12 protein-coding genes and 3 pseudogenes are annotated in these 12,825 nt (G+C 66.4%); 5 read left to right on the forward strand and 10 right to left on the reverse strand.

Going from position 1 to position 12,825, the window contains the following annotated elements; translation table 11 throughout:
- The 3 genes from ABH924_RS13875 to ABH924_RS13885 all read right to left on the reverse strand — a co-directional run.
- Positions 1-868: tyrosine-type recombinase/integrase (locus tag ABH924_RS13875; protein WP_404499622.1), on the reverse strand; the 868-nt coding region annotated here is incomplete at its 3' end.
- A complete protein-coding gene (locus ABH924_RS13880; RefSeq protein WP_404499624.1) occupies positions 865-1,806 on the reverse strand; it encodes a tyrosine-type recombinase/integrase in 942 nt (313 codons plus the stop codon). The genes ABH924_RS13875 and ABH924_RS13880, both read right to left, overlap by 4 nt.
- Positions 1,803-3,023 (reverse strand): tyrosine-type recombinase/integrase, encoded by a 1,221-nt coding sequence (locus ABH924_RS13885; protein WP_404499626.1) that lies wholly within the window; start codon positions 3,021-3,023, stop codon positions 1,803-1,805. Before ABH924_RS13885 ends, ABH924_RS13880 begins: the two co-directional genes overlap by 4 nt.
- Before the next feature lie 159 nt (positions 3,024-3,182).
- Between ABH924_RS13885 and ABH924_RS13890 the strand changes: the two are divergent.
- Positions 3,183-3,644 (forward strand): annotated as a pseudogene (locus ABH924_RS13890) (transposase); the annotation flags it as partial.
- Here the strand turns inward: ABH924_RS13890 and ABH924_RS13895 are convergent.
- The 6 genes from ABH924_RS13895 to ABH924_RS13920 all read right to left on the reverse strand — a co-directional run bounded on the left by ABH924_RS13895 (position 3,641) and on the right by ABH924_RS13920 (position 9,456).
- Positions 3,641-4,045 carry a hypothetical protein gene (locus ABH924_RS13895; RefSeq protein ID WP_404499628.1) on the reverse strand — a complete coding sequence of 135 codons (405 nt, stop codon included), beginning with the start codon at positions 4,043-4,045 and terminating at the stop codon, positions 3,641-3,643. The pseudogene ABH924_RS13890 and the gene ABH924_RS13895 sit on opposite strands and share 4 nt — an antisense overlap.
- Positions 4,042-6,147 (reverse strand): hypothetical protein, encoded by a 2,106-nt coding sequence (locus ABH924_RS13900; RefSeq protein WP_404499630.1) that lies wholly within the window; start codon positions 6,145-6,147, stop codon positions 4,042-4,044. Before ABH924_RS13900 ends, ABH924_RS13895 begins: the two co-directional genes overlap by 4 nt.
- Positions 6,144-7,055, reverse strand: a complete 912-nt coding sequence (locus ABH924_RS13905; RefSeq protein ID WP_404499632.1) for a hypothetical protein — start codon at positions 7,053-7,055, stop codon at positions 6,144-6,146. Before ABH924_RS13905 ends, ABH924_RS13900 begins: the two co-directional genes overlap by 4 nt.
- Complete coding sequence (locus ABH924_RS13910) at positions 7,022-7,759, reverse strand: hypothetical protein (RefSeq protein ID WP_404499634.1); 738 nt, start codon at positions 7,757-7,759, stop codon at positions 7,022-7,024. Before ABH924_RS13910 ends, ABH924_RS13905 begins: the two co-directional genes overlap by 34 nt.
- Complete coding sequence (locus ABH924_RS13915; protein WP_404499636.1) at positions 7,756-9,240, reverse strand: hypothetical protein; 1,485 nt, start codon at positions 9,238-9,240, stop codon at positions 7,756-7,758. Before ABH924_RS13915 ends, ABH924_RS13910 begins: the two co-directional genes overlap by 4 nt.
- Positions 9,241-9,330: 90 nt before the next feature.
- Positions 9,331-9,456: a hypothetical protein gene (locus ABH924_RS13920; protein ID WP_404499638.1), complete on the reverse strand. Its 126-nt coding sequence runs from the start codon at positions 9,454-9,456 to the stop codon at positions 9,331-9,333.
- Between the two features lie 32 nt (positions 9,457-9,488).
- On the opposite strand from ABH924_RS13920, the pseudogene ABH924_RS13925 reads away from it, so the two are divergent.
- Positions 9,489-9,651 (forward strand): annotated as a pseudogene (locus ABH924_RS13925) (winged helix-turn-helix domain-containing protein); the annotation flags it as partial.
- On the opposite strand, the gene ABH924_RS13930 reads toward ABH924_RS13925, so the two are convergent.
- Complete coding sequence (locus ABH924_RS13930; protein ID WP_404499640.1) at positions 9,641-11,521, reverse strand: ABC transporter ATP-binding protein; 1,881 nt, start codon at positions 11,519-11,521, stop codon at positions 9,641-9,643. The pseudogene ABH924_RS13925 and the gene ABH924_RS13930 sit on opposite strands and share 11 nt — an antisense overlap.
- 101 nt (positions 11,522-11,622) lie before the next feature.
- On the opposite strand from ABH924_RS13930, the gene ABH924_RS13935 reads away from it, so the two are divergent.
- The 3 genes and pseudogenes from ABH924_RS13935 to ABH924_RS13945 form a co-directional block, all read left to right on the forward strand.
- Positions 11,623-12,054, forward strand: a complete 432-nt coding sequence (locus ABH924_RS13935) for a MarR family winged helix-turn-helix transcriptional regulator (protein WP_404499642.1) — start codon at positions 11,623-11,625, stop codon at positions 12,052-12,054.
- Between the two features lie 52 nt (positions 12,055-12,106).
- Positions 12,107-12,646: a hypothetical protein gene (locus ABH924_RS13940; protein WP_404499644.1), complete on the forward strand. Its 540-nt coding sequence runs from the start codon at positions 12,107-12,109 to the stop codon at positions 12,644-12,646.
- 17 nt (positions 12,647-12,663) lie between these two features.
- A pseudogene (locus ABH924_RS13945) lies at positions 12,664-12,771 on the forward strand (carboxymuconolactone decarboxylase family protein); the annotation flags it as partial.
- Between the last annotated feature and the right edge of the window lie 54 nt (positions 12,772-12,825).

Raw genomic sequence — 12,825 nt, forward strand, 5'->3', positions numbered from 1 at the left:
GCTCAGGATTATGTGGCCGGAACCGGTTCCAGCGGCGCTCCCACCAGCGGAAACACCCAACCAGCCACATAACCCAGCCGTCCACGTAATGCCGGAGCACGTGTGCTGTGATCGTTTTGCCGTGCAGTGATGGGCAGGCGGCGGCCGCTGCGCTGGCGTAGTGGGCGATTCGGTGCTCGATTGCATCGCGGCTGAGCTTCGCGCCGCGGAGGGTCGTGAACAAGGGGTTGTTGGGATCGCCGTGCTGTTCGTTGATCCAGCCGCGGAGGACGGCGATGGTGCCACTGGTCAGCGGAGTGATCCGGTCTTTGCGCCCTTTGCCGTGGCAAGCGACGTGCGCGCCGGTGCCAAGGTGCACGTCAGCGCGGGTGAGCCCGGCGATTTCGGAGATCCGTAGCCCGGTCTGAACGGCGAGCAGCAGCAGCGCGTGGTCGCGTCTCCCGGTCCGGGTGGTTTGGTCGCAGGCGGCGAGAAGCGCATTGATCTCGGCCTCTTTCAGGTAGGTGATCAGGGCCCGGTCGAAGCGTTTTGGCGGGATTGCCAGCACGCGGGCGATGCTGGCGGCGTGCTCGGGGTGGGCCAGGGCGGCGAACCGGAACAAGGAGTGGATCGCGGCCAGGCGAGCGTTGCGGGTGCGGATGCTGTTGCCCCGCTCTTGCTCGAGGTGATCGAGGAAGCCGGCGATCAACGGTGCGTCGAGATCGGATAGATCCAGTGCTGACGGCGTGAGCCTTGTCTGTGCCGAGGCGTATCCGAGCAGCAGCCGCAGCGTGTCGCGGTAGGCGGCAACTGTGTGTGCGCTGGCGTTCCGCTGCCGGATAAGGCGGTCGGTGAAGAACGCTTCCAAGGTCGGGGCGAGGGCGCTCATGACCGGCCTAATGACTGGTCGGCAAGGTATGCGTCGAGGCGTTGCCCGGCGACAGCCATAAGGTCGGGCGATGCGGATAGATACCAGTAGGTGCTGGCCGGATGGACGTGGCCCATCCAGGTGGACAGCAGCGTCAGGCGGGTCTGCCCGTCCTGGCCTGCTGCATAGGCGTCGAGCATCGACCGGACGGCGAAGGAATGCCGAAGGTCGTGGATGCGGGGCCGGCATGACCCGGATCGCGGTCGCAGACCGGCGAGACGGGACAACTGCTTGAACGTGTGGTGGACATTGCAGTAGATCAGTCTGGTTCCCGCCGTGGACACGAGCAGAGCCGACGTCCCGGTCGACGGGGCAAGCCGATCACGTAGCCGCTGGTAGCCGTGCAGCTCGTCTACTGTCGTTGGGTGCAGCACCAGAGCTCTGGTCTTACCGAACTTCCCAAACCGCACCAGGAGCCGCCGTTGCGTGAGATCCAGGTCACCTCGGTTCAATGCGATCGCCTCGCCGACGCGGATGCCGGTCACGGCAAGCAAACCGATCAGCGTCGAGAATGTAGCCCGCCGCAATGGGGTGCGCAGCGTGGCCGTCGCGGCGATCAGCCCTGCGATCTCAGCGTCGGAATACAAGTACGGGCTCGCGCGGTGCGGGCGCTGCGGCAACAACTCCGCGGCTGGGACCTGATGCACCGGATCGAGGGTGCGCAGGTAGGTGGCGAAGCCGCGCACCACCGACAACCGATAGGCGTGCCAGTTCGAGTCTGCGTTGGCAGGCAGCCGCGACCAGTCCAGTGCCGCCTCGGTCGTGACGACGTCCGCGCCGGCCTGCTCGAGATGATCGAGGAACTGGCGGAGCAGCTTCTCCGGCCGGGCCAACCGGTAACCCAGCGCACGGCGCAGCCCCAGGTAGTCAGCCAATTGCTCATTCAGAAGCCGGCTCATGACAGACCACCGGTCGGGTCGACGGGCCAGGGACGGACCAGCACGGCCAGAGCCGCGTGGTCGACCTTGGCATAGATCGCCGTGGACATGGCTGACCGGTGCCGAAGGACCTGCCCGACTTCGGCCAGCGGGGCCCCGGCGCGCAGCATCGCGGTGGCCGCGGTATGGCGCAGCCGGTGGGCGTGCATTCTGGGGAGCCCTGCGCGTTGCGCGCCGTCGAACACGATCATGGTCACGCCTCCGGTGGTCAATGGCCGGTGCGGGGCGTGAACACGAACGAAAACGCTGCGTCCCTCGGCGTCGGAAGGTCTGCCCCGGCGAAAGTAAGCCGCGATCGCCGCGCCGATCTCATCGGGCAGCGGCAATCGTTCGGACCGGTTGCCTTTCCCCACTATCACCACCTCACCGCGGCGCCAATCGATATCGTCCAACCCGAGAGCTGCGACCTCGCCAGCGCGCAGGCCCATCCGCGCCAACAGCAGCATCACCGCGAAATCGCGCCGACCGACCGTGGTGTGCCGATCGCAGCCGGACAGCAAACGCCGCAGTTCGGCAGGTTCGAGTCCTTTCGGCAAGCCTGACAGCCGCCAACCCGCCACCGATGGCGCCGCTGTGGCCAGCGACATGGGCACCTGGCCGGTGACATGCAACCAGCCCAGCAGCGACCGCAACGAGCACACGATCAACTTCGCCGACCCGACTGCCCGTCCGGGACAAGCAGTCCGCACGAACCCGGTGACGTCAGCTGCGGTCAGGCCGGCAAGGTCGAGCACCTCACCGCGCAGGCGACCCGCGACGAAAGGCCGCACGCAGTCGACGTAGCCGCGAACCGTGCCCTCGGTAAGGCCCCGCTCACGGAGCAGCCAGCCGCGGAAGTCGGCCAACAACTCCTCCACCGGCCCCAGCGGAACCTCATGCGGGACGGGCAGCACTCCAAGCGGAACCAGGTAGTCCAGCAGCGGCTGCAACGCCCTGACCGACCGATATTCTCTATAGCCAGCTGCACGCCGCTCGGCCAGATAACGATCAAGCACCTCCCCGTTCAGATCGCCTAGACCGACGCCCGCACCCCGCATCCAACGGTCCAGATGCGCGATGAAACAGACGTGCTGCTCGGCCGAGGCCCGCGAATACCCTTGTCGAAGCAATTGCCCGGCGAACCCCTCGACGTGCGGCTCCAAGGGTCCCCGCACGAACGACCGCAATACCTTGACCATGACGCTCTCCTCTCCACGACGGAAAGGCAAGCATGGATCAGCGCACTGCATTATGCCGACCTTGCCAGGGTCGGGCCCCTGTCCCGCAAGGGATCCCGCGACCACATCGGCATAATCCGAAGGTCGGCATAATGGATGTTATGCCGACATCGGCATAACATCCACTTGATCCGCAACACCTTCCGTCTGGCCTCGAAGCAGGACTGGGACGCGCTCAAACGGGATGTGAAGCCGATCTACACAGCCGTGAACGCCACGGCGGCCCGGGCAGCGTTCGAGGAGCTTACGGAGCGCTGGGGCAGGAAATACGGGGCGATCGTGAGGCTCTGGGAAAACGCTTGGGAGGAGTTCATCCCCTTCCTGGACTACGACGTGGAAATCCGGCGCGTGATCTGCTCGACCAACGCGATCGAATCGCTGAACGCCAGGTACCGGCGCGCCGTCAAGGCCCGGGGTCATTTCCCCACCGAGCAGGCCGCGCTAAAGTGCCTCTATCTGGTCACCCGATCCCTCGATCCGACCGGTGCCGGCAGGACCCGATGGACAATGCGCTGGAAGCCCGCTTTGAACGCCTTCGCCATCACTTTCAGCGACCGATTCCCGGCCGCTGAAAACTACTAAAACAAACCGCCGGATACACCGTTTATGAGATAGTCCCGGCGGGCGAGCCTGTTTCTGAGCGAGTCTCTTTCCTCGAGCACGTCAAGGAGGGCGTTTGCATAGGCTTTGAGCCGTTTGTCGAGGTCACGGTTGGCCGCGGTGAGCCGGGCATTCCGCTGTCTTTCGTCCGAGAGCGCCGTCCGCAGGCTTTCGACCTCGGGTTTTGTCCGGTTTAGCTCCCTTGTCCGTTCCTGGAACCTTGCGTTGATTTCGGGGTTGTCGTGGGTGAGCCGGTGGCGCTTGACGCCGGCGAGTTCGACGAGGCGCAGGCTTGTGAGGGGGCCGGGCACGCGGCCGTCCAGAAGGTCGTCCATGGCGCGTTCGAGGGCTTGGCGGATTTGTTCCTTTTCCGGGGTCGTCATGGTGTGCCCTCCTGATGGGCTTCGATGATGCTTTGGATGGACTTTCTGATTGCGGTCGTGCGCTGGTGGCGGATCGGCGGGGCCAGCGTGTCGTCCGGAAGGCGGGCGAGCCTGGCGTGGAGTTGTTCGACGTCTGGGCTGGTGCGGGCGATGTTGGAGCAGTCTGGTTGGCAGCCGCTGAGATCGGGGCCGTCGTCCGTGGCCGTGATGCAGCGGGCTTTGGCGCGGTCGAAGACGCAGTGCAGGCCGCGTCCGGGGTAGACCTGGAGCAGGGGGTCTTGGAGCAGTTTTCGGGCCTGGCGGCCGGTGAGGAGGATTTTCCCGGCGAATTTCTTGCCGGTTCCCCGGACACGGTGTTCCAGTTCTCCGGCGGCCGGCCCGCTGAGGTGTCCACCGGTGTCGAGGTACGCTTCGAGGTCTGTGGCTTGGTCGATCCGTTCGAGCCATTGTTCGAAGGCGAGGTCGTCCGGGAAGCCCGAGGTGTAGTTTCCGGCGTAGCCCTGGGTGACGTGGACGTTGATGTGCCCGTATTGGATCGCGGCCGCGACCAGGCCGCGGGGCCGGCGCACAATGTGCCAGGCGAGGGTTCGGCGGAAGCGGCTGGGGGTGATGCGCCCGTCGGGGTCGTTCGGGATGGTGTCCGGACGGCCGTTCGCGCGGCAGAAGCTGTTGACCCATTCCGCAAACGAGGCGATGTCCACTGCGACTTGGGTGGCTGTCCGGGCCTGGCCCGGCCGCACCCATTCCCTGCGGGTCTTCGGGTGGTTTTCCTTGGGCCGGATGCTCTTGGGGAAGAGGAGGCGTCCGTCACCGAGTTCCTCAGCGACGGTGACGGCTTGGGCGACGAGGGGGTGGACGACCCACGGGTTCTCACGCGTTGCGCCTTCTTCTGCCTTGCCGCCGTGGGGTCCGGTTGCTCCCTTCCACCGCGTGCCGGTGAGTGTCCACAGGTCCCGCTCGGGATCGTGATGGAGACATCCGGCCGTGAGGGTCAGGACCTCTCCTGGCCGCATGCCCGAGAGGTAGGCGATCACGATGTAGCAGGCGGTATGGAGCAGTCGGGCGTAGTCGAGCGCGTCGTCGTACTTCATGGACCCGGGGTGCCAGGGGATTCCGTCGACGGTCACGGCGCAGCCGGGGGTCAGGTAGGCGTTGTCGTCGATTTGAAGGCCCGAGGCTTCGATCACTGACCGGTCATACTTGGCGTGCGTCGCCCCTAGCGTGCCGGTCAGCCGTGCGAGGTGCGCCCATCTGATCTCGCGTGACCCGTCGGTCAGCACGCGGCCGGGAAGCCCCAGGCCTGCTGCGCGCAGCTGCGCCAGGACCTGCGTCAGCTTCTGATGCCGCTCCGCCTCATACAGCCTTCGGCCTGCCTGCCGGTATTCGCGTCCGCCCACGATGGTCCTGCGGAACTCGCCGAAGTTGGGTCGGATGTCCCATGAGATCTCTTCGACGAACCGGATCGCCCATGCGAACAGGGGGACGAGCGTTGCATCGCCGATCCGGGGTATGCGGTTGTGCGGCTGGACGTCGGAGCGTGCGCCGAGCAGCTCCCTGGCGGGCGCATCGTCCCAGGGCGGGGCGTCCGGCATCGCCAGCCGCGGCGGGACCAGGCCCCTGTAGGCCCACAGCCGCCGCACTTCCGCGACGGAGTGCTGCCTGGACCCGTAGGAGACTCCGGAGTCGCCCAGGTGTGCCAGGTACTCATTGAGGCGCGCCGCGTCCAGCTCCGCGAAGGATTCCAGACCGCGTCCGAGGGCCCAGATGATCAGCCGCTCGATAGGGCCCTTCACGAACGACACCGATCGCAGGGAGCAGCGGATTCCGGCGCGCGCGGATGGCAGGGCGCGCGGATGGTCCTCGTTGATCAGCTGCCATAGGTACCCTTTGACCGCGTCCCGCCATGGCTGCGGAAGCCGTTTGAAGTTGATGCTCGTTGAGTCGCTGTGGTCCTCGAAGATCCCGGCAGTGAGGTCCCAACGGTTATCGCCGAAACGTGACAGCGTCTCCGGGGCGATCTCCGGCCGGACTGGTCGGCCGAGCAGGACCGGGGTGTCGGACACCGGTGCCGGCCGGGCAGTGTCGATGGCGTGGATGCTCATGGGATCTCCAACTCATTTTCAAGGAGGGCTCGGACAAGGCGGGCGTCTTCGGTGGAGGCTCGCCCGGCTTCCGCGGGGACATCTGCGCGCTGGAGCCGGAGGACGTCGTCGAGCCGATCGGCCGCCGGGGCGAAACGCCGGTCCCACTCGGGCGGCGTCATCTCGGTGCGTCGGGCTCTGAGCTCGGTGAGCATCAGGGCCTGGACCGGCACGTGCCTGGGCTCGGAACGCGAGCACGGGCAGGTGAGGCAAAGGAGGAACGATGCGGTGCACGGCCGCCCGTGCTCGCTGTAAGGGCTGTGCTCGTTGTCCACGCACGCCGATCCGACCGTGTCCAGTCGCCCGGCGAGAACTTTCCCGAGGATCTCCTCGCTGACTCCGAACCTCGCCGCTACCTCTGCCGGGTGGTGAAGGGCTGCGCGGCAGTCTTCATCGCTGAGGGTGCGGTCCAGGTTCTCGGCGCGGATCCTCTCGACCTCGCTTTTGAGAGCTCCTGCCACGACATCCTGATAGCTACTGAGCGACGTTCGGTCACGGACGAGGTAGACGGAGGCAAGCGTGGCGCTGGCCTGGGCCACCGGGCGCTGGTGGAGCTCGAGGAAGGTCCGCCGGAGCCGACGGGAATCCACGCGCCGGGGCATGCCGTCCCCGTCCGGAAAGCCTTCCAGCGGCCCGAACTCTCCCGCGGCCGGCGTGCGGTAGCCCAGATTCCCGGGGGTTCCCAACCGATAGCTGAAGGAGTGGTAGACGATTAGATCGGGGTAGGCGAGGTACTGCCGGGCGTCACGGCCGAACTCGAGGGCGATCTCGTAAACGCCGTGGGCGGAGCCGTAGTCGTCCCGGTCCGCTAGCGGTCTCCGCGCGGCAGAGAGGGTCAGGTCCATCTCGGACCGCAGCGGTCCGCGCAAGACGAGTACCGTACCTTGCCGCTGTCGCGTCGTGGGACGCCCCCGTGAACTGCGATATATGCCAGCTTCGCTGCCTTCGTTCCCGCCCGGAAACAGGCGTCTCCCGGCAGGGGGTCCCCGGACAGGTATCGGTCGGCCTCGGCCCGGGCAGCCCGGATACGCGTCACCGCCGCTCGGACGATGCGCCTGGCCGCCCGCCGGATCTGGCGGAACTCAGCCTCGGTGTAGGCCTGGACAGCGGCGCGGGGGTTCGTCGCCCGGACCGGGGTGTAGAGGGCATCGCGGAACTCGTTCGGGACACCGTCGACGCCTCGAAGCACGGTCCTGAGGGCGAGCACGACCGCGTTTCCTTCCCGTGTCCCCAGCATCCGCAGCTCGAGGACATATCCGGCCCGCAGCTCGCCCACGCATGCGGCCGGTCTTGGCCTGGTAAGGATGAGGTTCGCGAACGACCGCAGGGTTTCGAAGAGCCCGTCGGCGGACGGAATCGTCCGCCTCGTCCCCGCGGGTCCCGTCGCGCGCGCGAAACCGGCGGCGAGCTCCCCGGTCAGGACCGGGGAGAGCCCAAGCCTTCCGAAGTGGAAATCACGTGGCCCCCGTCCCCGCTCCGGATAGACCCGCGCCACCGGAGCGTCGCCGTCGAGGAAGAGCGTCTGCGGGGTTGAGTAGCCAGACGGGGGCAGGGATGCAGCCCGCCCCGTCACTTGCCGTCCCCCGGATCGAGTAGACGGACCCGTGGATCAGAGCGCAGGAACGCAAGGACCCCGTCCCGGCTGAGCTCATCGCCGCTGTGCGCCAGGAGGAACTCCACATCCAACCCGATGAAAGGCTCAAGATAGATATTCCTGGTCGTGTTCACATCCGAATGCCCGAGCATCGTCTGCACCAGCGACCATGTATCGCCGAACTGCTCCCGGAAGTCCTCCAGACGGTCCGACCCGGTCCCTGCGCGCCGGCGTTCCCACACCAGCCGGCCGACGGCGTACCACCTCAGCGCGAAGCTGTGCCGGAGCATGTGTGGATGGCATTCGAGCCGGTCGATTCCGGCCTTGCGCACACGGTTGTTGGCCAAGGCGAATGACTTGTACCACCCGCGCTTCGCCCGCGGCAAGCCATCCTCGTTCAGCCACAGCGCCAGCGGTTCAAGACCGTCCGGTCCCTTGATGAACAGCAGGCTCCGGTCGGCCGGGGACAGGTCATTCAGGTTCGCGAGCACGGTACTTCCACCCGGTTCGGCAATCCGCACCAGGCCACGGTCGGTTATCCCCTGGACAATCCGCCTGCCGGCCAGGCTTTCGTACAAGCCGCTCTCGAGGCCGCAGAGGATCGCGGCGGCCCGGTCGGTCTGGACGTAGTTCCACATGCCGTCGAGCGACTCGCGGCCCATCCAGTACCGTCGGCTCCGGCCGCCCTTTGCGCAGCTGCCCGCCAGGCGAGCCGTGGCGTAGGCTTTCGCGGCACCGTCGGTAGGGAGCTCGATGAGGCAAATCGAGGCGAGCTCCTGTATGCGCAGTCCGGTCCTGTAGAGGCCGTCAACGAATGCCGCATCCCGGGTCTGGGACCGCGGCCTCCAGCGCGTCTTCTCCGCCCCGCCGGGCTCCTTTCCGTGGATCCCGACGTCACGCCACAGGCGGAACGCTCCTGGAGAGAGCCATTTGACGTCTGCTGCACGGATCGCCGAGGCTCTGGCGCGGGGGTCTCGCACCGCGACCCGGTTCCCTGCCCACGCTTGCTTTTGAGCCGCGGGAAGGAGCCGGTTCGTGCCGAGCCGGTCTGCGGCCCAGTCGTGGAAGGCAAGGATTGCGGCAAGGTCGCCCTGCCATGTCGCGCCGGAAATACGACGCGGATTATCCAAGGCCGAGGTCCTCCAGAAGCGATAGTCGAATAGATCGTTTTCGGCTGCCCCTGTCCACTCCTTGCTCCGCGTCTGGAGGAAGTTGAACCAGGTCCGAAGGGCAAATGCGTACTGTCGGTTCGTTCCCGCCGTCAGATTCCGCATCCGCCCGCTGGCAAAGAACTTGTTGCCCGCGTCATGCGGCACGCCTTCGTGATCCAGGAACAACGGGCGCCCTGCATCGAGCCGCACACCCAGCCGGCCAACGCGGGCCAGGAGACCGTCATCCCGTGCTGGGCCGGAGTCCTTGGCGAAGTGCAGCCACCACGTCCCGCCGCCAGATTCGACCATGGCCCGACAGTACGACCGATCTCATGAATCCTCCTTGCAACACGTACGAAATGGCGAGAGTTCACACGACGTCCACGGACCGGCGGTACTTCACCTTAACCACTGCTTCTTGCCGCCCACGTAAACCTGGGAAGCCCCCTTGCGGACAAGGCCTTCAATGCCGGTAGCTGGCATTTCCTCGAACCAGGACACCGGCAATTCCCGGTCCTTGGTCACTGGGAGAGGTTCAATGGGGCAGACCAGTCCCGTGCCAGCAGCTCCTCAGCGAGGTCCGGGGGCCTGGCCTACGCCAAGGAAGCCAACTACCTGCGCGTGTACATGGCGCAGCTCCGGCGGAAACTGGAAGCGGAGCCCGGGAACCCGCGCCACTTGATCACCGAGGTGGGGATCGGATACCGGTTCATGCCGTGAGGCGGGCTGCGGCGCCGGCGAACTCCACAGTCCCTCCGGCCTCGACAAGCCGTGCGTACGCGCCGCCGGCATCGCGAAGCTGTCCGGGCGTTCCAGCCTCGACGATGGCACCCCGGGCCAGCACTGCCAGCTGGTCGGCTTTCTCCACTGTGGAGAGCCGGTGGGCGATGGTGAGCGTAGTCCGGCCAACCGCCAGCCGGTCGAGCGCCGCCTGGACCTGGGCCTCGGTGGCGTTGTCCAGGGCGGAAGTGGCCTCGTCGAGAACCAGCACTTTAGGATTGCGCAGGATGGTTCGGGCAATGGCCAAGCGTTGCTGTTCTCCTCCGGAGAACCGGTGGCCGCGGGCGCCGACCATGGTGTCCAGGCCGTCGGGCAAGCTTGCGATCAGGTCCGCGATCTGCGCGGAGGCCAGGGCGCTCCACAGGACTGCGTCGTCCGCACCGGGTGCGGCCAGCAGCAGGTTTTCCCGGATGGTGTCGTGAATCAAGTACGTCTCCTGGGACACGACACCCACGATTTTCGTCAGGTCCTCAGGGGCGATGTCGCGGACGTCCACACCGTCAATGGTGATTCGTCCGGCCGTGGCGTCATGCAAGCGGGGGACCAGCGAGCCCAGTGTTGATTTCCCGGAGCCCGTGGGGCCCACGATTGCGGTGCGGGTGCCGGCCGGAAGCGTAAGGTCGATGCCGAGCAGGACTTCAGTGCCGCCGTCGTACGCGAAACTGACGCCCTCGAAGCGGACCTCGCCGCGCACCGCGGCCGGGTCCAGCGGGACGGGCCGCGCCGGGGCCGTGATCTCGGGAGCCAAGTCCAGGTACTCAAAAATGCGGCTGAACAGGGCCATCGCGGTGACCCATTGAACGCCGAGGTCCAGCAGGCTCATGACCGGGCGGAAGATCGCACCCTGCAGGGCAGTGAACGCCACGAGCGTGCCGATGGTCATGCCTCCGCTCGTGACGGGAAGTCCAGCGGCCAGGTAGATGAGCGCCGGAATAGCCGAGAAGATGATGCCCATGGTGGACATCCGCCAGCGGCCGGCCAACTGGGAGCGCATCTCCAGGCCGATCAGCCGTTTGGAGCTTTCCGTGTAGCGGTGGGCGTCGCGCTTGGTGGTTCCGAGGGTTTTGGAGAGCCGGACGCCGGAGACCGACAGCCCTTCCTCGACCTGCGTGTTCATGATGGCCAGTTCGCTCTGCAGCGTGGACGTGATGTTGCGCCGGAGCAGGGCCACCCGGCGGGTGAACAAGACTGCCGGCGGGATCACTATCAGGGACAGGAGCGAGAGCCCGGGCGAAATGGCGACCATGGCGATGGCGGTGGCAATTGCCGTGGTCAGGTTGGACGCAACACCGGTCGCGGTGGAGGTGATGACCTGCTGCAGGCCGGAAATGTCGTTGTTCAACCGCGACTGCACCTCGCCGCTGCGGGTCCGGGTGAAGAATCCCAGTGATTGCTGCTGCAGGTGTGTAAACAAGCGCGTGCGCAGCGTGTGCATGATCTTCTGGCCCATGCCCGTGGTCATCCAGGTCTGCAGCACGCCAATGAGTGCGGTTGCGGCTGCCACGGCGATCAATCCGGCGGCCAGCCACGCGAGAAGCGGTAGATCCTTGCCGGGGAGCGCGACGTCGATGATGTGGCGAACGAGGAACGGCTGTGCCAAGCCGATGATGCTCGACGCGCTGATGAGAAGCACGACGGCGGCAACGGTCACCTTGTGCGGTGTGAACAGCCCGGCGATCCGTTTGAGGCTCACGGGATGCTGTTTTAGCTGGGTGCGGTCGGCAGGATTGAGGCGGGCGGGGCCGCGGCCGGGATTTCGGGCTCCAGCGCCCGGACGATGGGGATTTTGGGTGAGGATATTCTCCGTCATAAGCACCACCTCCAGTGGCGAGCGGGGCGCGGGAATCGCGCCTTTCTAATACAGAGGCTACCTCACTATGTGGTTACCGGTCAAATTGCTAGACTGGCAAAATGCACTCACAGCCCTCTGATTCTGCCGACCTTGGCGATCTCTTCCATGCCGCTTTCCGTGGGCTGCGCCGGACCTGGGCCGAGCAGCTGTCGCCCTGGGAGCTGACGCCGCACCAGTGGCGGGCGCTCATGACGCTTATGCGCCCGGCGCCCGGGGAGCCGATGCGGTTGAAAGACCTGGCGGAACGGCTGCGCATTGCGCCGCGTTCGGCCACGGAAGTGGTGGACCAGCTGGAGGTCAAAGGCCTCGTCCGTCGCGATCCGGACCCCACGGACCGGCGGGCCACCCTTGTCGCCGCCACCCCAGCCGGCCAGCAGCTCTTCGCGAAGATCAGCGCCGAACGTCGCGGCAAGTCGTCCGAGTACTTTGCCCGGCTCAGCGCAGAAGATCGCGACGAGCTGGCCCGGATTCTGGGGCAGCTCAGGGATTGAAGCCAACGCCGCTTCCCTCCCAAGTTGCCGCAGAGTAGGTAGAGTCGAAGCCATGACTCGCCGGAAGGTTCCAGTTGCCCTCGTCGCGCTCCCTTTCGCGTTGTGCCTTATCGCACTTGCGCCAGCGGAGACCGCAGGGGCCGCATCCTGCGATTCGCAAGGCCTTCTAGGGGTAGTCGGCATGTGCTCTCCCGGCAGCTCCCCATCTCCCCGGCCGACGGGCAAAGCAACCCCGTCCACCACGGCCAGCCCACCGGTACAACCGCAACCCCAGCCGGATCCCGGCGTCGCAGTTCCTCCCGGTGGCGCTTCAACGACCGCGCCGGCGGTGACCGCCGAACCGGCACCCACCCAGGTGGCGCCACCCGCTACGATCACCGCTGCGGTGCCGTCGCCGATCGTTTCCAATCCGAGCCCCTCGACGCAAAATTCAGCCTCGGCGGCGGCCGCCCGCATTGACCACGGCGCCCCTGCCCAGGGCGACCATCCCATCGCTCCAACCGTCTCGGTGGCTGGAATCCTGCTGGCCTTCGGCGGAACCCTCATTGCCGCGGGCGGCGTCGTTGGCCTCAGAAGATTTCCGCCGCTCTAATCCCGGCCCCTGAGATACTGAGCGAGTCCGAATTGAGCGAGGCGATTACGCACTTGGCGTTCTACGCGGGCTGGCCGAAAGCGATGTCCGCCATGGCGGTCGCCAAGCAGGTGTTTGCCGAGTAGCCAAGTTCACGTCAGAGGGCGCTTGGCCCCCTCTTTCCCGGTTGCTGGCCGAAG

The sequence above is a fragment of the Arthrobacter sp. GAS37 genome (genome assembly GCF_044908325.1).
GTDB lineage: Bacteria > Actinomycetota > Actinomycetes > Actinomycetales > Micrococcaceae > Arthrobacter > Arthrobacter ramosus.